17 protein-coding genes are annotated in these 19,920 nt (G+C 71.2%); 8 read left to right on the top strand and 9 right to left on the bottom strand.

The window, feature by feature from the left end; translation table 11 throughout:
• Positions 1-26 precede the first annotated feature (26 nt).
• Entirely contained in the window at positions 27-2,504 is a 2,478-nt protein-coding gene (locus ACFWBW_RS21490; protein ID WP_385374748.1) for an HAD-IC family P-type ATPase, read from the bottom strand.
• A gap of 270 nt (positions 2,505-2,774) precedes the next feature.
• The gene (locus ACFWBW_RS21485) at positions 2,775-3,074 is read right to left on the bottom strand and encodes a DUF2530 domain-containing protein (protein ID WP_385374746.1); all 300 of its coding nucleotides are present in this window, start codon (positions 3,072-3,074) and stop codon (positions 2,775-2,777) included.
• Between the two features lie 299 nt (positions 3,075-3,373).
• Between ACFWBW_RS21485 and ACFWBW_RS21480 the strand changes: the two genes are divergently transcribed.
• Entirely contained in the window at positions 3,374-4,780 is a 1,407-nt protein-coding gene (locus tag ACFWBW_RS21480; protein ID WP_385374744.1) for an NCS2 family permease, read from the top strand.
• Here ACFWBW_RS21480 and ACFWBW_RS21475 read toward each other — a convergent pair.
• Positions 4,773-4,955 (bottom strand): hypothetical protein, encoded by a 183-nt coding sequence (locus ACFWBW_RS21475; protein ID WP_030156886.1) that lies wholly within the window; start codon positions 4,953-4,955, stop codon positions 4,773-4,775. The genes ACFWBW_RS21480 and ACFWBW_RS21475 overlap by 8 nt on opposite strands.
• Before the next feature lie 119 nt (positions 4,956-5,074).
• Between ACFWBW_RS21475 and ACFWBW_RS21470 the strand changes: the two genes are divergently transcribed.
• The 3 genes from ACFWBW_RS21470 to thpR all read left to right on the top strand — a co-directional run bounded on the left by ACFWBW_RS21470 (position 5,075) and on the right by thpR (position 7,652).
• Positions 5,075-5,512 (top strand): MarR family winged helix-turn-helix transcriptional regulator, encoded by a 438-nt coding sequence (locus ACFWBW_RS21470; protein WP_385374742.1) that lies wholly within the window; start codon positions 5,075-5,077, stop codon positions 5,510-5,512.
• A gap of 25 nt (positions 5,513-5,537) precedes the next feature.
• Positions 5,538-6,899, top strand: a complete 1,362-nt coding sequence (locus ACFWBW_RS21465; protein WP_385374740.1) for an MFS transporter — start codon at positions 5,538-5,540, stop codon at positions 6,897-6,899.
• A 162-nt stretch (positions 6,900-7,061) separates the two neighbouring features.
• Positions 7,062-7,652 carry an RNA 2',3'-cyclic phosphodiesterase gene (gene thpR / locus ACFWBW_RS21460; protein ID WP_385374738.1) on the top strand — a complete coding sequence of 197 codons (591 nt, stop codon included), beginning with the start codon at positions 7,062-7,064 and terminating at the stop codon, positions 7,650-7,652.
• A gap of 123 nt (positions 7,653-7,775) precedes the next feature.
• On the opposite strand, the gene ACFWBW_RS21455 is transcribed toward thpR, so the two are convergent.
• The gene (locus ACFWBW_RS21455) at positions 7,776-8,765 is read right to left on the bottom strand and encodes an aldo/keto reductase (protein ID WP_385374736.1); all 990 of its coding nucleotides are present in this window, start codon (positions 8,763-8,765) and stop codon (positions 7,776-7,778) included.
• Between the two features lie 59 nt (positions 8,766-8,824).
• Positions 8,825-9,517, bottom strand: a complete 693-nt coding sequence (locus tag ACFWBW_RS21450; RefSeq protein WP_385374734.1) for a GDSL-type esterase/lipase family protein — start codon at positions 9,515-9,517, stop codon at positions 8,825-8,827.
• 76 nt (positions 9,518-9,593) lie between these two features.
• Here ACFWBW_RS21450 and ACFWBW_RS21445 point away from each other — a divergent pair, with 76 nt between their 5' ends.
• Positions 9,594-10,595 (top strand): WD40 repeat domain-containing protein, encoded by a 1,002-nt coding sequence (locus tag ACFWBW_RS21445; protein ID WP_385374732.1) that lies wholly within the window; start codon positions 9,594-9,596, stop codon positions 10,593-10,595.
• Between the two features lie 110 nt (positions 10,596-10,705).
• Here ACFWBW_RS21445 and ACFWBW_RS21440 read toward each other — a convergent pair whose 3' ends face one another.
• The 4 genes from ACFWBW_RS21440 to rfbB form a co-directional block, all read right to left on the bottom strand.
• Positions 10,706-12,019, bottom strand: coding sequence for a nitrate/sulfonate/bicarbonate ABC transporter ATP-binding protein (locus ACFWBW_RS21440; protein WP_385374730.1), 1,314 nt, complete (start codon positions 12,017-12,019; stop codon positions 10,706-10,708).
• Between the two features lie 67 nt (positions 12,020-12,086).
• Positions 12,087-13,829, bottom strand: a complete 1,743-nt coding sequence (locus ACFWBW_RS21435; protein WP_385374728.1) for an ABC transporter permease — start codon at positions 13,827-13,829, stop codon at positions 12,087-12,089.
• Positions 13,830-13,871: 42 nt separating this feature from the next.
• Complete coding sequence (locus tag ACFWBW_RS21430) at positions 13,872-15,323, bottom strand: lipopolysaccharide biosynthesis protein (protein WP_385374726.1); 1,452 nt, start codon at positions 15,321-15,323, stop codon at positions 13,872-13,874.
• 38 nt (positions 15,324-15,361) lie between these two features.
• Positions 15,362-16,339, bottom strand: a complete 978-nt coding sequence (gene rfbB, locus ACFWBW_RS21425; protein ID WP_385374724.1) for a dTDP-glucose 4,6-dehydratase — start codon at positions 16,337-16,339, stop codon at positions 15,362-15,364.
• Between the two features lie 238 nt (positions 16,340-16,577).
• Between rfbB and ACFWBW_RS21420 the strand changes: the two genes are divergently transcribed.
• The 3 genes from ACFWBW_RS21420 (at position 16,578) to ACFWBW_RS21410 (ending at position 19,871) form a co-directional block, all read left to right on the top strand.
• Positions 16,578-17,492 (top strand): glycosyltransferase family 2 protein, encoded by a 915-nt coding sequence (locus ACFWBW_RS21420; protein WP_385374722.1) that lies wholly within the window; start codon positions 16,578-16,580, stop codon positions 17,490-17,492.
• A gap of 62 nt (positions 17,493-17,554) precedes the next feature.
• Positions 17,555-18,508 (top strand): NAD-dependent epimerase/dehydratase family protein, encoded by a 954-nt coding sequence (locus tag ACFWBW_RS21415; protein WP_385374720.1) that lies wholly within the window; start codon positions 17,555-17,557, stop codon positions 18,506-18,508.
• A gap of 82 nt (positions 18,509-18,590) precedes the next feature.
• Complete coding sequence (locus ACFWBW_RS21410) at positions 18,591-19,871, top strand: acyltransferase family protein (RefSeq protein WP_385374718.1); 1,281 nt, start codon at positions 18,591-18,593, stop codon at positions 19,869-19,871.
• Positions 19,872-19,920 lie beyond the last annotated feature (49 nt).

The following is a 19,920-nucleotide window of genomic DNA, read 5'->3' as shown; positions in this document are numbered from 1 at the left end:
GGGTGAATCCGACCGGCCCGCCCCGGCTACGCCGGGAACCTGCGGTCCACCCACCGGAAGGTGAACTCGATGAGGGCGGCCGCGACGGCGGCGATGCCCACGGCGGTCCACGGCATCACGGCGCCCTCCAGCTTGAGCTGGAAGAACTCCTGGAGCCAGGGCACGACGAGCACGATCAGGAACGCCCCGCCCATCGCGCCGACCAGGCCGACCCGCCACCAGGTGTAGGGGCGGGCGATGATCGCCAGGACCCACATCGAGGTCAGGAACAGCGCGAGCGTCGCGGCGCTGGTCTCGGCCTTGAGGGCGTCGGGGCCCGTGTAGTGGTGACGGGCGATCACGTACGTCACGAAGCAGGCGACCGCGGCGATGATCCCGCCCGGGATCGCGTACCGCATCACGCGTTTCACGAAGTGCGGCTTGGCCCGCTCCTTGTTGGGGGCCAGCGCCAGGAAGAAGGCCGGGATGCCGATGGTCAGCGTGGACAGCAGCGTCAGGTGGCGCGGCAGGAACGGGTACTCGACCTGGGAGCAGACCACCAGGACGGCCAGCAGTACCGAGTAGACCGTCTTCGTGAGGAAGAGGGTGGCGACACGGGTGATGTTGCCGATGACCCGGCGGCCCTCGGCCACCACGGAGGGAAGGGTGGAGAAGCTGTTGTTGAGGAGGACGATCTGCGCGACGGCCCGGGTGGCCTCCGAGCCGGAGCCCATCGAGACGCCGATGTCGGCGTCCTTGAGCGCGAGGACGTCGTTGACCCCGTCGCCGGTCATCGCGACGGTGTGGCCCCGGGACTGGAGGGCGGCGACCATGTCGCGCTTCTGCTGCGGGGTGACCCGCCCGAAGACGGCGTTCTGGTCGAGCACCTCGGCCATGGCGCCCTGGTCGGTGGGGAGCTTGCGAGCGTCGACGGTGTTCTCCGCGCCGGGCAGGCCCAGCTTCCCGGCGACCGCACCGACCGAGACGGCGTTGTCGCCGGAGATGACCTTGGCCTTGACGTCCTGGTCCTCGAAGTAGCGCAGGGTGTCGGCGGCGTCGGGGCGCAGCCGCTGCTCCAGTACGACGAGGGCGGTCGGCTTGACCCCGGTGGCCACGGCCGGGTCGTCGAGTTCGCGGGCGGCACGGCCCAGCAGGAGGACCCGTAGGCCCTGCTCGTTGAGCTCGTTGATCTCCTCCAGGGCCGGGTCTCCGGCCGGGAGCAGCACGTCGGGGGCGCCGAGCAGCCAGGTGTTGTTCTCGCCGTCGCCCTCGCTGAAGCTGGCGCCGCTGTACTTGCGGGCGGAGGAGAAGGGGAGCGATTCGGTGCAGCGCCACTCGGCGCTGTCGGGGTAGGCGTCGATGATCGCCTGGAGGCTGGCGTTGGGGCGGGGGTCGCTCTCGCCGAGCGCGCCGAGGACCTTCTTGACGTACGCGGCGTCCGCGCCGCCGAGCGGGCGGCACTCGGTGACGTCCATGCCGCCCTCGGTGAGGGTGCCGGTCTTGTCGAGGCAGACCACGTCCACGCGGGCGAGCCCCTCGATGGCGGGCAGCTCCTGGACCAGGCACTGCTTGCGGCCGAGCCGGATGACGCCGATGGCGAAGGCGACGGAGGTGAGGAGGACGAGGCCTTCGGGGATCATCGGGACGATGCCGCCGACGGTGCGGGCGATGGCGTCCTTGAGGTTGTTGTCCTTGACGATCAGCTGGCTGATGATCAGGCCGATGGAGGTCGGGACCATCATCCAGGTGACGTACTTGAGGATGGTGGAGATGCCGGAGCGCAGCTCGGAGTGGACGAGCGTGAAGCGGGAGGCCTCTTCGGCGAGCTGGGCGGCGTAGGCCTCGCGGCCGACCTTGGTGGCGGTGAAGGCGCCGCCGCCGGCGACGACGAACGAGCCCGACATGACGGGGTCGCCGGGCTTCTTCAGGACGGGGTCGGCTTCGCCGGTGAGGAGGGATTCGTCGATCTCCAGGCCGTCGGCCTCGCCGACGAGCCCGTCGACGACGACCTTGTCGCCGGGACCGAGCTCGATGACGTCGTCGAGGACGATCTCGGAGGTGGAGATCTCGGCGGTGCGGCCGTCGCGGCGGACGCTGGGTTTGGCTTCGCCGATGACGGCGAGGCTGTCCAGGGTCTTCTTGGCGCGCATCTCCTGGATGATGCCGATGCCGGTGTTCGCGATGATCACGAAGCCGAAGAGGCTGTCCTGGATCGGGGCGACGAAGAACATGACCACCCACAGGACGCCGATGATGGCGTTGAAGCGGGTGAAGACGTTGGCGCGGACGATGTCGGCCGTGGAGCGGCTGCTGCGGACGGGGACGTCGTTGACGGCTCCGCGGGCGACGCGCTCGGCGACTTCGGCGGTGGTCAGCCCGGCCGGCTTGAACCGGGGTGCGGGCGGTTGGACCGGGTGTACGGGATCGAGCTCGGCCCCCGCGTCGATGGCGGTCCCGGCGGGTGCGGGGCCGGCGCTGGCGCGCGGCTCCGGTCCCTCTGATTCGATCTGCGCCCGCTCGGTCATGGTTTCGACGTTAAGGGGCGTTTCCCTCCTCCACCCGCCGAAGAGTCCGAAGATCCGACTTCTGGATGAGCCAGATCGTCCTCGGGTAGCCCCTCACGACCCGCAGCCGGGGCCGCACGGCGGCCCCGGCAGGGGCGCGGGGAACTGCGCGCCCAGCCACAGCGGACCCGCGCGCATGGATCCACCCCGTCCACGGAGGCCGTCGGAACGGCACGAGGACCGCGGGCAGACCTCCCACACGCGGAACGCGCCCACCCCCGGGGCCGCGGGCTAGCCCGCCTGGGGAGCCGGGCCCGCCTGGTCGACATCGTTCCGAGCGGCCAGCTCAGCCGCGTGCCGCTTCAGAGCGGCGTCGCGGCCGCGGACGTACCAGAGGCCGATCAGGCCGAGGACCCCGCCGACCGCGCAGGTCCAGACCCACCACAGCATGCCCCGGTCCGCGAACCACCCGTAGAAGGGGAGCTGGAAGAGGAAGAGGGCGAACCAGATGATCGTGCCGCCGGCGACGGTGCCGACGATCGGACCCTCGAGGGGCTCGGGGGCCTCGTGCTGCGCAGTCCATTTCGCCATGGGGCAAGTCTAGGGGGTGCGCCTCGGGCCTCCGCGGGAGAAGGAGCGGGGCCTGGTGCGTACGCTCGCAAGGCGCCGGTGCGGCCTAGTAGCGGAGCTACTCGGCCGTATCGGCAACGCGGCGAGCGTGCGCACCAGGCCCCGCGACGCCGCGGAGGCCCGAGGCGCACCCCCTAGGCCGGTCGGCGGAAGGTCTACGCGCGGAGATAGACGCTCCTTCGTTCATGTGTTCATACTGAAACGGTTTGGGCTTGGCCCGTTTCAGCCGTAGGAACCCACCACTGAGGACCAGGACCCCCATGAGCACGTCGGCCCCTGTGGACCGCTACTTCAAGATCTCCGAGCGCGGCTCGACCATCGGCCGCGAGGTCCGCGGCGGGTTCGCCACCTTCTTCGCGATGGCCTACATCATCGTGCTGAACCCGATCATCCTGGGCAGCGCGAAGGACATGTACGGCAACCAGCTCGACGGCGGCCAGCTGGTCACCGCCACCGTGCTGACCGCCGCCTTCACCACCCTCCTGATGGGCGTGATCGGCAACGTCCCGATCGCACTGGCGGCCGGCCTCGGCGTCAACACCGTCGTCGCCCTCCAGCTCGCCCCGCGCATGAGCTGGCCCGACGCCATGGGCATGGTGGTCCTGGCGGGCTTCGTGGTGATGCTGCTGGTCGCCACCGGGCTGCGCGAGCGGGTCATGAACGCGGTCCCGCTCGGCCTGCGCAAGGGCATCGCGATCGGCATCGGCCTGTTCATCATGCTGATCGGCCTGGTCGACTCGGGCTTCGTCAGCCGCATCCCGGACCTCGCGCACACCACGGTCCCGATCCAGCTCGGCAGCAACGGCCACCTGCACGGCTGGCCCGTCCTGATCTTCGTGGTCGGCGTCCTGCTGACGCTCACCCTGATCATCCGCAAGACCCCCGGCGCCATCCTGATCTCCATCGTGGCCATGACCGTCGCCGCCCTGGTGGTCCAGCTGGTCACCAAGCTCCCGGACACGGCCTGGGGCCTGACGGTCCCGGAGTGGCCGGGCAACCCGGTGGCCGCGCCCGACTTCGGCCTCATCGGTCAGGTCAGCCTGTTCGGCGGCTTCGGCAAGGTCGGCATGCTGACGGGCGTCCTGTTCGTCTTCACCGTGCTGCTGTCCTGCTTCTTCGACGCGATGGGCACCATCCTCGGCGTCGGCGACGAAGCGAAGCTGACGAAGCCGGACGGCTCCTTCCCCGGCATCAACCGGGTGCTGTTCGTCGACGGCATGGCCGTCGCCGCGGGCGGCGCCTCCTCCTCCTCGGCCACCACCTGCTTCGTGGAGTCCACGGCCGGCGTCGGCGAAGGGGCCAGGACGGGCCTGGCGAACATCGTGACGGGCGGCCTCTTCGCCGTGTCGCTGTTCCTCACGCCGCTCGCCACGATGGTCCCCTCGCAGGCGGCCACCCCCGCCCTCATCGCGGTCGGCTTCCTGATCATGGCCGGCTCGGTCAGGGACATCGACTGGAACGACTTCACCATCGCCGTCCCGGCCTTCCTGGCCATGGTGATGATGCCGTTCACGTACTCGATCACCAACGGCATCGGCATCGGCTTCGTGGCCTTCTCCGCACTGCGGCTGGCGACCGGCCGGGGCCGGGAGGTCCCGGTGGCCATGTACGTCGTGTCGGCGGTCTTCGTCTTCTACTACGCGATGCCGGCGCTGGGCCTCACGTAAGCCCGTAGAACTTCTCCGTCTCGTCGACGGCCGCCTTGAAGCGTTCGTCGAAATCGTCGCGAATGAGCGTCCGGACCACATAGTCCTGGACGCTCATTCCTCGTTTGGCGGCATGAGTCCGGAGCCTGTCGAGGAGCTCCCCGTCTATGCGCATGCTCAGCACATGTGTCCCCATGCCGAAAGAGTCGGGGCACAGGGCATGGACGCGTGTCACTTTCCGGAGCCGACTCACCCGTACGAGTGACACGAGATAAGTGGTGTTCCTTAGGGAGGGTAATGAGTTACTCTAAAGACATGCACGACCTTTCCCATGGTGCTGACGCAGCAGCCGTGAACGACCTCCGCTCCGCCGTCATGCGGCTGGGCCGGCGCCTCAAGCACCAGCGCGTCGACGAATCGCTGAGCCCGACCGAGATGTCGGTGCTCGGCACCCTCGCCCGCTGCGGCCAGGCCACCCCCGGTGAGCTGGCCCGTCGCGAGCACGTGCAGCCGCCGTCCATGACGCGCATCGTCGCGTTGCTGGAAGCCAAGGGACTGGTCACGCTGGAACCGCACCCCGACGACCGCCGCCAGAAGGTGGTCCGCCAGACGGAGGAGGCCGAAGCGATGCTCGAAGAGAGCCGCCGCAAGCGCAACGCCTTCCTCGCCGGGCTCGCGGCCGAGCTGACCGAGGACGAATGGGCGAAGCTGCGCGAAGCCGCGCCCGTCCTGGACAAGCTCGCGCACCTATAGGAACGACGCCAGGAGGCGACCCCTTTTGAGTACGGGACCCGGAGCAGACTCCGCCCCCGGCCACACACCCACCACTACGCGCACGCCGAGCGACACGAAGAACGCGAAGAAGAACGCGAAGAACTCGATGTTCAGCTCGCTGAAGATCCGGAACTACCGGCTCTTCGCCACGGGCCAGGTCGTCTCGAACACCGGCACGTGGATGCAGCGCATCGCCCAGGACTGGCTGGTCCTGTCGCTGACCGGATCCGCTTCGGCGGTCGGCATCACCATCGCGCTGCAGTTCCTGCCGATGATGCTGTTCGGGCTCTACGGAGGCGTACTCGCCGACCGGCTCCCGAAGCGGCCGCTGCTGCTCCTCACCCAGGCGGCCATGGGCCTCACCGGCCTCGCACTCGGTGTCCTCACCCTCGCCGGCCACGTCAACGTCTGGCACGTCTACCTCGCCGCTTTCCTGCTCGGCCTGGTCACCGTCGTCGACAACCCGGCCCGGCAGACCTTCGTCTCCGAGATGGTCGGCAAGGACCAGGTGGCCAACGCGGTCAGCCTGAATTCGGCCAACTTCCAGTCCGCGCGACTGGTCGGCCCCGCCATCGCCGGTGTCCTCATCACCGCCGTCGGCTCCGGCTGGGCCTTCCTGCTCAACGGCCTGTCCTTCGCGGCGCCGATCGCGGCCCTGATGCTGATGCGGACGCGAGAACTGCACCAGGTCGAGGTCCAGCCCCGCGCGAAGGGACAGCTCCGCGAAGGCCTGCGGTACGTCGCCGGGCGGCCCGAGCTCATCTGGCCGATCGTGCTCGTCGGCTTCATCGGCACCTTCGGCTTCAACTTCCCGATCTGGCTGTCCGCCTTCGTCAGCAAGGTCTTCCACGGCGACGCGGGCACCTACGGGCTCTTCAACACCCTGATCGCGGCGGGCTCCCTGGCGGGTGCGCTGCTGGCGGCCCGGCGCGGCCTCTCGCGCCTGCGGCTGCTGGTCGCGGCGGCGGTGCTCTTCTCCGTCCTCCTGCTGGTGACGGCCTTCGCGCCGAGCTTCTGGCTGTTCGCGGCGCTCCTCGTCCCCATCGGGGTCTTCGGCCTGACGGTGAACGTCACCGCCAACTCCAGCGTCCAGATGGCCACCGACCCCGAGATGCGGGGCCGGGTGATGGCCCTGTTCATGATGGTCTTCACCGGCGGCACCCCGATCGGGGCCCCGCTGGTCGGCTGGGTCACGGACACCTACGGCGCGCGGATCGGCATGGCCGCGGGCGGCGTCGTTTCGCTCGCCGCAGCCGTGACGATCGGCCTGGTCCTCTCCCGCATCGGCAACCTCCGCCTCAGCGTGAACCGCCACGGCGTGACCTTCGTCCCCTCGGACCGCCGCCAGCTGGCCACGGCGGCGTAGTGCCCGACGCCGGAGGGGCTGGACGCATCCAGCCCCTCCGGCGTTCACGTGCGCGCCGGCGCCGGCAAAATCCAGCCCCTCCCGGCGTTTGAGGAGCGGGGGTCCGGGGGCCGGCCCCCGGCAACGGCGCCGCACGGCGACCACGTCGCTAGGCTCGGCACCATGAGACTGTTCGCAGCCGTCATCCCGCCCGAGGCGGCCATCTCGGAACTGGCCGGGGCCGTCCGCGGCCTCCACGACGACCACCTCCGCTGGACCGCGGAAGCGGGCTGGCACTTCACCCTCGCCTTCATGGGCGAGGTGCGGGAGGAGGTCCTCCCCGAACTGCACACCCGCCTCGCCCGCGCGGCAGCACGGACCGCGCCCTTCCCCCTCCGGATCCACGGCTCCGGCCACTTCGGCCACCGCTCCCTGTGGGCCGGCGCCGCCGGGGACCTCGACGCCCTGCGCATGCTCGCCGAGCGCGCCGACGCCGCCGCCCGGCGCTCCGGGGTGCCCATGGACCAGCACCACCGGTACACCCCCCACCTCACCCTCGGCCGGCTCCGCGACGAGCGGCACGACGTCCGCCCCTACTGCACGGCGCTGGCCGGCTTCGAGGGCACCGGCTGGCAGGTCGGCGAGCTCAGCCTGGTCCGCAGCAACCTGCCCGACTCCGGGGTCCCCGGCGAACAGCCCCGCTACGAGGTCGTCGGCTCCTGGAAACTGGGAGAGTCCGCCCCTCCGTCCGAGGGGCGGACTCTGTCGCGTTAGGCTCGACGGGTGGATCCCAAGACCAGAAACCGCGTCATGGCCGGTGTGCTCGTACTGATGTTCCTCGTCGTGGCGGTGGCCGCCGCGGTGGGCTAGTAGGCCGCTAGGCCCGCGGACCGCCTTCTACCAGGCGAAAGCCTCCGGAGCCGGCCCCGGCCCCGGGAAGACCTCGTCCAGCCCGGCCAGCACCTCCGGCGACAGCTCCAGCTCCACCGCCCGCAGCGCGGACGCGAGCTGCTCCGGCGTACGCGGCCCGACGATCGGGCCGGTGACCCCGGGACGCGTCAGCAGCCAGGCCAGGGCGACCTCGCCGGGCTCCAGTCCGTGCTTGTCCAGCAGGTCCTCGTACGCCTGCACCTGCGCCCGTACGGAACTGTTCGCGAGCGCCTCGGCCGAGCGGCCGCTCGCGGTCCGCCCCGACTCCGACGCCTTGCGGATGGCCCCGCCCAGCAGCCCCCCGTGCAGCGGGGACCACGGGATGACGCCGAGCCCGTACTCCTCGGCCGCCGGGATGATCTCCAGCTCCGCCCGCCGCTCGGCGAGGTTGTAGAGGCACTGCTCGCTGACCAGGCCGAGCCGCCCCGAGCGCGCCGCGGCCTCGTTCGCCTGGGCGATCTTCCAGCCGGGGAAGTTCGAGGACCCGGCGTAGAGGACCTTGCCCTGCTGGATCAGGACCTCGACGGCCTGCCAGATCTCCTCGAAGGGCGTCAGCCGGTCCACGTGGTGGAACTGGTAGATGTCGATGTAGTCGGTGTTCAGGCGCTTGAGGCTGGCGTCGACGGCCCGCCGGATGTTCAGCGCCGACAGGCGGTCGTAGTTGGGCCACGGGTCGCCCTCGGCGGCCATGCTCCCGTAGACCTTGGTGGCGAGGACCGTCTTCTCGCGACGGCCGCCGCCCTGGCCGAACCAGGTACCGATGATCTCCTCGGTACGGCCCTTGTTCTCGCCCCACCCGTACACGTTGGCCGTGTCGAAGTAGTTGATGCCTGCGTCGAGGGCGGTGTCCATGAGGGCATGGCTCTCCGGCTCGCCCGTCTGGGGGCCGAAGTTCATGGTGCCGAGGACAAGTCGGCTGACCTTGAGACCGGTGCGTCCGAGCTGCGTGTACTCCATGGGCCACTAGCCAACTGCCTGGAGTGCGCTCGAAGCAAGACCCGCTCGTGAAGGGCGTGTTACGTGTCCTGCCGCGGCCGGTACGGCCCGCCGATGCCCCACGCCTGATGGAGGACCGCCGCGAACTCCCCCGCCAGGCGGTGCTCGCCGGAGGCGTTGGGGTGCGTGCCGTCGTAGGTGTCCCCGTCGAGCTCGTACGCCTGCGGGCGCGCGGCCAGCAAGATCGGCGAGGCGGGGGTCGACAGGTCGGCGACCGCCTTGGCGAGCAGCTCGTTGAAGAGCTCGACCTGCTGCGCGAAGGGCGCGTCGTCCCGGGCCCGGACGTTGGGTATGACGGGCAGCAGGACCATCCGTATCCCGGGGCGGGCGGCGCGGGCCTCGGCGATGAACCGCCGGGCGTTGGCGGCGGTGCCCTCGGCGGCGGTGTAGAAACCCAGGTCGATCAGTCCGAGGGAGACCAGCAGTACGTCGGCCCCGGACGCGCGGACGGCGGGCCCGATGAGCGGGGCCATGTGCTGCCAGCCCTCGCCCCAGCCGGCCAGGTGGCGGCGGGCCTCGGCGGGAAAACCGGGGTCGGCGTAGGCCTCGCTGGCCGGCGCGTCCGCGAGGGCGTCGTAGAGCCCGCTGCGGGGGCCGACGATCTCGTAGGGGCCGCCGAAGGTGGTGTCGAGGTGCTGCCACATCCGGTAGCGCCAGGTGTAGTCGCCGGCGCATCCGACGGTCATGGAGTCCCCGACGAACATGAAACGCATCCGGACATCTTCGCGGATCAAGGGGCCGCGGCCCCTGTGATGCCGGACACGCGGGACGGGCTGGCAGGGTAGGGGGATGCGCCCGCACCTGCTGCCCCTGACCGCCGCCGTCGCCGCTGCCCTCGCGTTGGTGCCCTCGGCCGCCGCCGCGTCCGGGTCCGCCGCGTCCGGGTTCACGATCACCGACCCCCGGATCAAGGAGTCGAGCGGGCTCGCGGCCAGCCGGATCCACCCCGGCGTCTACTGGACGCACAACGACAGCGACGACGGCCCCTACGTGTACGCCGTGGACTCCGCGACCGGGAAGACGGTCGCACGGATCACCCTGACCGGCATCGGCAAGCCCCGTGACATCGAGGGGATCTCGCTGGGCCCCGACGGGCGGCTGTACGTCGGCGACATCGGGGACAACCTGGGCGGCTCCTGGAACCACGTGTGGATCTACCGGTTCGCCGAGCCGAAGACGCTTGGCGACGCCACGCTCAAGGCCGAGCAGTTCACGGTGAAGTACGCCGACGGGCCGCGGAACGCGGAGGCGCTGATGGTGCACCCGGTGACGGGGCGGGTGTACATCGCGAGCAAGGACGAACGGGCCGGCGGGCTGTACGAGGGACCGGAGTCCCTGTCCACCTCCGGTACGAACACCTTCCGGCGGATCGGTGACGTCCCGTGGGTCACGGACGGGGCGTTCTCCCCCGACGGGGGGCGGCTCGCGCTGCGGGGGTACTTGTGGGCGAAGACGTACCCGTGGAAGGACGGGCGGCCGGCGGGGGACGGGGAGTCGGTGGCGGCGCCCTGGCAGGGGCAGGCGGAGTCCGTGACGTACGCGGCGGACGGGTCCGCGCTGATGTTCGGGGCGGAGGGGGCGAACAGTCGGGTCGTCGCCGTGCCGGTCGCCTCCGGCGTTGCGCCGTCGCCGTCAGCCTCCGGCTCCGGCTCCGGTGCTCCCCCTCCCTCGCCGGGTGCGCCCGCCGCCCCCCAGGACGGGAGCTTCACGAAGGGCGCCCTCGTCCTGGTGGCGGCCATCACGCTGACCCTGGCCGCGAAGCGGCTCCTGCGGCGCCGGCCCAAGGCCTGACCCTGCGGGGCGGGTGGGTGGGCCCTGCGGGGCTGTCCCCTACCCGCCCTTCCACCGTTCCCCGGGCTGCGCCCGGACCCGTCCTGGGGCTCCGCCCCAGACCCCGGTCCTCAAACGCCGGACGGCTTGAACGCCTCGTCCAGGCGGTATTCCTCGGCGTCCGCGTGGTAGCCGTACAGCTCTCCGTAGCGGCCCCAGTCCGTCGCCGTTTCCAGTTGCTGTTCCAGCTGCTCGCTCGTGTAGTGGTGCGAGAGGAGGTCGCGGAAGAAGCCGGCCCGCTGGGTGCCGCCCCTCGATCGCTGCAGGGTCGTGTGGATCAGGTGGACCAGCGGGACCTCCATCGCTCCTTCCGCGAACAGCTCCTTCGACTCCTGTACGTCGGCCCCCGCGAAGGCGGTGCCGCGGGCCGTCAGGACGAGGTGCAGGTCCCGTACCTCGGCGAGGCCCAGCAGTTCCAGTCCGTCCACCAGGGGCAGTACGTCGTCCACCTCCAGGCCCAGTTCGTCGGCGAGGTCGGCGAGGTCCTCGCTGCCGTCCCCGGTGCCCCGCTGGAGCACGATCTCGGCGAGGCCCGCCATGCCGTCGACGCTGGCCGCCGGGAGCGGGGTGTTGGCCGGGGTGCGCTTGGCCGGCGGGGCCGCGGCCGGGGTCTTGGCGGTGCGGCCGGTCATCACCGCGTACACGGCGTCCACGATCCGCTCGAAGTCGGCGGTGCTCCGGTCCCGGGGGCGGGCCAGGTCCACCGCGAAGGTCTCCTTGATGGTTCCGTAGGGCCGCGAGCCCAGCACCACCACCCGGTCGGCCATCAGCACCGCCTCCTCGATGTTGTGCGTGACCAGCACCACCGCCTTGGCGGGGAAGCGGTCGGAGGCCCACAGCTCCATCAGCTCGCCGCGCAGGTTCTCGGCGGTGAGCACGTCCAGGGCGGAGAACGGCTCGTCCATCATGAGGACGTCCGGCTCCACGACCAGCGCCCGCGCGAAGCCGACGCGCTGGCGCATCCCGCCGCTGAGCTCCTTCGGGTAGGCCGACTCGAAGCCGTCGAGGCCGATCAGGTCGATCGCCTCCACCGCCTGCCGGGCCCGAGCCTCGCGGTCCATGCCCTTGGCTTCCAGGCCCAGTTCCACGTTCTGCTGCACCGTCAGCCAGGGAAGCAGCGCGAAGGTCTGGAACACCATCGCCGTGCCCGGGTTCGCCCCGCGCAGCTTCTCGCCCCGGTAGGTGACCGAGCCGGAGCTGGCGGGGATCAGCCCGGCGAGGCAGCGCAGCAGGGTGGACTTGCCGCTGCCCGACTTCCCGAGGAGGGCGACGATCTCGCCCTCGCGGATCTCCAGGTCGATGCCGCCGAGCACGGGCAGCTCCCCGTCGGCGCCGGCGTAGGACTTGGTGAGGGCGGCGGCCTGGAGGATCGTGGTCGCGGTCATGCGGGGCGGGCTCCTCGGTTCAGCGGTTCAGCGGTTCAGCGGTTCAGCGGTTCGGCGGTTCGGCGGTTCAGAGGGAGTAGCGGCGCTCCGCGAGCCGGTACAGGGGACGCCAGAACAGCCGGTTGAGGCCGACGACGTACATGCTCATGACGGCGATCCCGGCGATCAGCTCGGGGAAGTCCCCGGCCTCGGTGGCGTGGAAGATGTACGCGCCCAGCCCGGTCGCGGACAGGGTCGTTCCGGCGAAGGTGACGACCTCGCCGACGATGGAGGCGTTCCAGGCGCCGCCCGAGGCGGTGATGCCTCCGGTGACGTAGGAGGGGAACACGGCCGGGATGATCAGGCGCTTCCAGCGCTGGAGCCCGCGGACGCCGAGGTCGTCCATGGCCTCCTTGAGGTCGGAGGGGATGGCCATGGCTCCGGCGATGGCGTTGAAGAGGATGTACCACTGCGCGCCGAGGGCCATCAGCAGGATGCAGCCGATGTTGATGTTCAGCCCGGTCTTGAGGAAGAACCAGACGGCCACCGGGAAGAGCAGGTTCGCGGGGAAGCTCGCCAGGACCTGCACCACGGGCTGGGCGGTCTTCGTGAGCCGGGGCGAGGAGCCGATCCACACGCCCACGGGCACCCAGACGACGGTGGCGGCGGCGACGAGCACGATCACCCGGACGAAGGTGATCAGCCCGAGGACGAGGGGCTCCCCGAAGACGCCGAGGCCGGTCTCGCGCTGGAGGTAGCGCACGAGGTCGTACAGGCCCCACAGGATGACGGCTCCGGCGACGACGGTGAAGACCACGTCGCCGGTCCGGCGGCGGGCCGGGTCCACGGACAGCGCCATGTCGTCGCGGCCCAGTACGCGGGCGGCCCGGCCGGTGGCGTCGCGGGCGGGGGCGGTGGCGCGGCCGAGCAGGCGGGGCCAGTGGGAGCGGCGCAGGAAGTCCAGTACCCAGCTGCGCTGGACGTCGGTGGACTCCGACTGCTCGTTCTTGTACTTCTCCGCCCAGGCGGTGAGGGGCCGCCAGAAGAGGAAGTTGACGGTGACGATGGTGACGGTCATCGCGAGGATGACCCAGCCGATCTTCCCGAGGTCGCCCTCGCCGATCGCGGTGCCCGCGTACGAGCCGAGGCCGGGGACGGCGTACTCCTGCCCGGAGACGGAGACCGCCTCGGAGGCCACGAGCATGAACCAGCCGCCGGCGAAGCTCATCATGCCGTTCCACACCAGGTCGATGACCCCGGCGGGGACCTCCACGCGCCAGAAGCGCATCCAGCGGGTGAAGCCGAACGAGCGGGAGACCTCGTCGAGTTCGCGGGGGAGGGAGGTCAGGGTGGCGTAGAACCCGAAGGTCATGTTCCAGGCCTGCGAGGTGAAGATGGCGAAGATGACGGCGACCTCGAGGCCGAGGAGCGAGCCGGGGAAGAGCGCGACGAAGAAGGTGACGAGGACGGAGAGGAAGCCGAGGACGGGGACGGACTGGAGGATGTCCAGGGCCGGGATCAGCACCCGTTCCAGGCGGCGGCTGCGGGCGGCGGCGTAGGCGTAGGCGAAGGTGAAGACCACGGAGGCGGCCAGCGCGATGAACATGCGCAGGACGCTGCGGGCCGCGTAGTACGGGAGCTTCGCGGGGTCCGTGTCCACGTCGGGGACGTCGGCGGGGTCGAAGTTGACGGTGGTGCCCTTGCCGACCTGGAGGATCGCGTACCCGAGCACCAGGAAGGCGGCGGCCACGGCGAAGTCCACCCAGGACAGGCGGGTGCGCGTGGGGGCCGCCTGTCCGGTGTGGGCCTCGGGGCGCGCGGAGGTCTTCATCCCGCCCAGCGGAACACGCCGGACGACCGCCCACATCCCAGGTCAGCCAACCGGGCGAGGTTCTCCGGGGGCGTCCGCGGCCCTGCGCGGGAGGGTCAGCCACAGGGCCGCGGCCATGGCGGTGACCGCGGCGAGCGAGGCCAGGGTGTAGGCGAGGCTCACGCGGGTGGAGACCTCGCCGGGGAGCAGGGTCGCGCCCGCGAGGACCAGGGTGGCCACGGCCCAGCCGAGCAGTTGCAGGCGGTGCTCGTGCAGGACCAGGAGGGCCTGGCCCAGCACCATGGCCAGCATGTAGAAGAGGGTCCCGGCGGAGATCCAGAAGAACACGTCGCGCCCGAGGCCCGCCTCGGCCTTGAAGAGCACCTCGATGAGCCACGGGCCGAGCAGGGTGGCCGGGACGCCGCCGGCCAGGCCGAGCGCGGTGACGACCAGGGAGGTCCGCCCGAGCAGCCGGGAGAAGCCGGCCCGGTCGCCGGCGGCCGCCGCGGTGGACAGCCCGGAGAGCAGCGAGGCCTGGAGCGAGCCGAAGACGAAGAGCGGTACCCGGGCCAGCACGATCGCGTTCAGCAGACCCGCGACGACCGCGCCGTCCCCGGGCGCGAGGAGCTTGGTGCTGACCACGGCGGCGTTGACGACGACCTGGGACAGCAGGGTGGAGACGACGAGCGGGCCGAGCCCGCCGAGCAGCCCCGGCCACCGGCCGGACGGTCCCCGGCCGGACGGCCCCCGGTCGGACGGCCCCCGGTCGGACGCCTCCCGGCCGAGCCCGCGCAGGGCGGGCACCGAGGTGGCCAGGACGGCGGCGAGCGGGGCGGCGGCGAGGATCAGGGCGAAGGCCAGCGGGGAGCGGACCCCGGCGAGGGCGAAGCCCACGGCGAGGCCGATGCGCAGGACGCCGTCGATGCCCAGCTGCCGGCCGAACGGGCCGAACCGGCCGAGGCCGGCCAGGACCCCGCGGCTGATGTTGCCGATGGCCATCGCGGCGAAGGCCAGGCCGAGCGCGCCGACCATCTCGGTGTGCCCGTAGAAGAACGCGTCGGCGAGCGGGCGGGCGGCCCAGGTCAGCCCGGCCGCCTGCAGGGCGAGCATGCCGAGGGTGAGCCCGGCGATCCGGCGCAGGACGCCGGAGACTCCCGTACCGGCGACGCGGTGTGCGGCGACGATCCGGGTGAGCTCCTGCTCCACGGGGAAGAACAGGCCGATGCCCACGGACATGAGGATCGTCCAGAGCACCGAGAGGGCGGCCATGCCGTCGGTGTCGAGGCTGTGGCCCGCCGCCATGAGGTGGATGTAGGAGGCGGCGCCCAGGACGACCGTGCCGCTGATCACCAGCAGGGTGCCGGGGGGCAGGGTGCCCGCGATCCGCGCGAGCGGGGACCGCTTCACGGTCACGGCCGCGCCCGGATCGCTCAGCGCTGCGTCCGGATCGCTCAGCGCTGCGCCCGGATCGCTCACCGCTGCGCCCGGAGCACTCGCTGCATCCGGATCGCTCACGGCTGCGTCCGCGGCGCTCACCCCCGCGTCCGGACTGCTCACGGCTGCTGGGCGGCCTTCAGCTTGAGCGGCTCCCACCAGGCGCGGTTCTCGCGGTACCAGGCGATCGTCGAGGCGAGGCCCTCTTCGAAGCCGACCTGCGGTGCGTAGCCGAGCTCCTCGCTGATCTTGGTGATGTCGAGGGAGTAGCGCAGGTCGTGGCCCTTGCGGTCCTCCACCGGCTCGACCATGTCCCAGTCGGCGCCGGCGGCGTCCAGCAGCAGGCCGGTGAGCTCCTTGTTGGTGAGCTCGACGCCGCCGCCGATGTTGTAGACGTGACCGGCACGGCCCTTGTGCAGCGCCAGCTCGATGCCGCGGCAGTGGTCGGCTACGTGCAGCCAGTCACGGATGTTGCCGCCCGTGCCGTAGAGCGGGACCTTCTTGCCGTCGATCAGGTTGGTGGTGAAGAGCGGGATGACCTTCTCGGGGAACTGGTACGGCCCGTAGTTGTTGGAGCAGCGCGTCACCACGACGTCCATGCCGTGCGTGCGGTGGTAGGCCAGCGCCAGCAGGTCGGAGCCCGCCTTGGAGGCGGAGTACGGGGAGTTCGGCGCGAGCGGCCACTCCTCGGTCCAGGAGCCCTCGCTGATCGAGCCGTACACCTCGTCGGTGGAGACGTGGACGAAGCGGCCGACACCGTGCTTGCGTGCGGCGTCCAGCAGCACCTGCGTGCCCACGACGTTGGTCATCACGAAGGGGCCCGCACCGGCGATGGAGCGGTCCACGTGGGACTCCGCGGCGAAGTGGACCACCGCGTCGTGGCCGGCCATGACCTGGTCGACGGCGTCCACGTCACAGATGTCACCGCGGACGAACGCGTAACCGGGGTGGCCCGCCACGGGCGCGAGGTTCTCCTCGACGCCCGAATAGGTCAGCTTGTCGAAGACCGTGACCGTGGCGGCAGGGTCTGCCGAGAGGAGGGAGCGTACGAACTGCGAGCCTATGAAACCGGCGCCACCGGTCACGAGAATGCGCATAGTGCGGTCACTGTACTGGGCCGTCCGGGTGCGGTGAGCCCCCGCGTTGAAGGGGGGCGGACCCCGCTCCGGCACGGCACGGACTGTTCATTGAGCCGTCCCGCTACGGCCCTCTGGGCGAGGCGTGAGGCGGGCATCCTGCCGGATTACGAGGAATTCCCGGCCCCCGTCGGTCACTGAGCGACGGCCACCGGACACCTCGCGTCCCGTCCCCTGCGAAGGACCCGGTGCACGCCCCATGACCACTCTCGAAATCATGCTGCCGTACTACGGCGACGTGGCCCTGATGCAAGCCGCGGTGCGCAGCGTGCTGGCCCAGACCGATCCGAACTGGCGGCTCACGGTGGTGGACGACGGCAAGGAGCCGTCCGTACCCGGCTGGTTCGCGGAGCTCGACGACCCGCGCGTCTCCTACCAGCGCAACGAGCAGAACCTGGGCGTCACCGGCAACTACCGCAAGTGCCTGGGGCTGGTCCGCGAAGCCCACTTCGTGTGGCTGGGCTGCGACGACATCATGCTGCCCGCGTACGTGGCCACCATCCGGGCCGCGCTCGCCAAGCACCCCGGCATCGGCATGATCCAGCCGGGCGTGGAGGTCATCGACGGCGCGGGCAAGCCCACCGAGGGACTCGTCGACCAGTCCAAGCGCCGCCTGTACAAGCCCGGGTTCAAGGGCGAGGTGCTGATGGGCGGCGAGGAACTCGCCACGAGCCTGCTGCGCGGGAACTGGCTGTTCTTCCCCTCCATCTGCTGGCGCACCGACGCCGTCGTCAAGGCCGGTCTCCGGGACAACCTGGAGGTCACCCAGGACCTCGCCCTGGTCATCGACCTGCTCCAGGACGGCGAGCGGATGCTCGTGTCGGACACCCTGTGCTTCCAGTACCGCCGGCACGCCGTCAGCGCCTCCTCCCGGCAGGCCTTCACCGGCGTCCGCTTCGAAGAAGCGAACCGCTTCTTCATGGACGTCGCCGACCGGCTGGACGCCGCGGGCTGGACGAAGGCCGCCAAGGCCTCCCGGCTGCACCTGTCCTCCCGGATCCACGCCCTGACGATGCTCCCCGGCGCGCTGAAGAACAAGCAGAGCGAGGGCGCCCGCACCCTGCTGCGGCACGTCGCCGGCGCCGACCACCGCGCCGCCGCCGACCACCGCTGACGGCGCGCACTCCCCGACAGCCCCCAGCCACACTCCCCTCCCGACGTCCGGAGCCAACGCCCATGCCGCTCACCAGCCAGCCCCTGCCCCGTGTGGCCGTCCTCGGAGCCACCGGCTTCATCGGCCGGGCACTGTGCGCCACGCTCGACGAGCGCGGCCACGGCCTGCTCGCCGTCGCCCGCAGGCAGCCGACCCTCACACTGCCGGGCGCCTTCACCGCCTTCGACCTCACCCTCGACCCGCCGGCCGAGCTGGCCCGGATCCTCGGGGCACACCGGATCGACGTCATCGTCAACGCGGCGGGCGGCGACTGGGGCCTGACGGACGAACAGATGGTCCCGGCCAACCTCGGCATGGTCGAGCGCCTGCTGGAAACCATCGAGGGCATGGCGAAGCCGCCGCGGCTGGTGCACATCGGATCCGTGCACGAGTACGGGCTCTTCCCGATCGGCACGAGCTACACCGAGGACTCCCCCGCACGCCCCTCGACGGTCTACGGACACCTCAAGCTCCGGGCCACCGAGCTGATCACCGAGGCCGTCCGCGACCGGGGCCTGGACGCCCTCGTCCTGCGCCTGGGCAACGTCGTAGGAGCGGGCCAGCCCGTACACAGCCTCCTCGGCGTCATGGCGGGCAAGCTGGCCGAAGGCCGGGCGGCCGGCGGTGCGGAGCTGTCGCTGATGCCCCTCACCGCCCAGCGCGACTTCCTCCACCTCCTGGACGCGGTCGAGGCCATCGCCACCGCCCTCGCCCCGGCGCGCCCCTGCCCGCCGGTCCTCAACCTCGGGCTCGGCCGGGCGACGTCCGCCCGCGAGATGGTCGAACTCCTCATCGAGGAGAGCCGCGTACCGACGCGGATCGTGGAGGTGCCCGCCCCGGACGGCAGCGGCCCGGAGACCGAGTGGCACCAGCTCGACATCTCCGCCACCGAGCGGACGCTGGGCTGGAAGCCAGGCCGGACCCTGCGCGACGCCGTCGCCGAACTGTGGGCCGCCGTCTGCCCGGTCGGCGTCTGATCCCCCTTCAAGGAAGTCTGACTCCCCCATGTCTCGCAGCGCACCCGTGTCCCGCAGTGCACCTGTGTCCCGCAGTGCACCCGTGTCCCGCAGCGCACCCGTCCTGCCCGGCCGGCGCGGAACCCTCGGTGAGCTGTACTCGCCGCGGACCAACAGCTTCGGCGTCCTGCGCCTGGTCCTCGCCTCGTCGGTCGTGGTCTCACACGTGTGGCCGATCGGGTGGGGCCCCCTGGACCCGGTGTGGAAGTACAGCGGGGCGCAGACCGACGTCGGCAAGATGGCCGTCATCGGCTTCTTCGTCCTGTCGGGGTTCATGATCACGGGCAGTGGCGCCCGCAGCACCTCCGGCCGCTACGCCTGGCACCGCGCCCTGCGCATCCTGCCCGGCCTGTGGGGCTCGCTCCTCGTGTCCGCGCTGGTCGTCCTCCCCCTCCTGTACGCCCACCTCCACGGCTCGACCGACGGGTACTGGAACCACCCCGAGGGCCCGGTCAGCTACCTCCAGGGCACGTGGAACACCTCGGTCAGCACCCACTGGGACATCTCCGGCGTGCTGGGCGAAGGAAAGGCCCGCGGCACCAACTTCGACCCCGGCGTCAACGGCGCCCTGTGGTCCCTCAAGTACGAGCTCTTCTGCTACCTGATGATCGGCGTGCTGGCCGCCTCCGGCGCGCTCCAGCGCGCCCGCAGGCTCGTCCCGCTGTCGGCGGCCGTACTGGGCCTCCTGATCCTGCGGGACTGGGTCACCGCCCCCTCGCCGCGCGGCATCCCCGGTGACATGCAGGCCGCCGTACAGGTGCCGCTCCTGGGCTCCATGTCGGTGCACTTCCTCATCCACCTGTGCTTCGTGTTCCTGATCGGCGCCACGTTCCAGCTGTACCGCGACCGGGTGCCGGTCCACGACGGCCTGGCGCTCCTCTGCGCCGCGGTGCTTCTCGGCACACTCGTCTCCGGCGGGGTCTTCGTCTTCGGCTACCCCGCGTTCGCGTACCTGCTGCTGTGGCTCGCGATCCGGCTGCCGCGGCCGTTCCAGAGCATCGGGCGCAAGCGGGACTACTCGTACGGGATCTACATCTACGGCTTCACCGTGGAACAGGCGCTGGCCCTGCTGGGCTACGCGAAGTACGGCAAGCCCGTCTTCCTGCTGCTGGCCATGGCCGGCACGGTGCTGCTGGCGGCGCTGTCCTGGCACCTGATCGAGGCGCCGGCCATGAAGCTGAAGAACTGGACGCCGTGGTTCGTCCGCAGGCTCCAGCGGCGCGGAACCACTGCGGTGCAGCCCCAGACCCAGCCGCGGACCGCCGTGGCCGAACCGGAGCAGGAGCAGGAGCCGGAGCCGGCCCCGGCGGCCACCACCGGCTGACGCGGCGGGAGAACCAGAACGGCGCGGGCCGGCCCCAGCGGGCCGGCCC

Origin of the sequence: Streptomyces sp. NPDC059957, assembly GCF_042730015.1 — a bacterium.
Taxonomy (GTDB): Bacteria; Actinomycetota; Actinomycetes; order Streptomycetales; family Streptomycetaceae; genus Streptomyces.
Note: the sequence above shows the minus strand (reverse complement) of the source record. Positions and strands in the feature narration are given on the sequence as shown.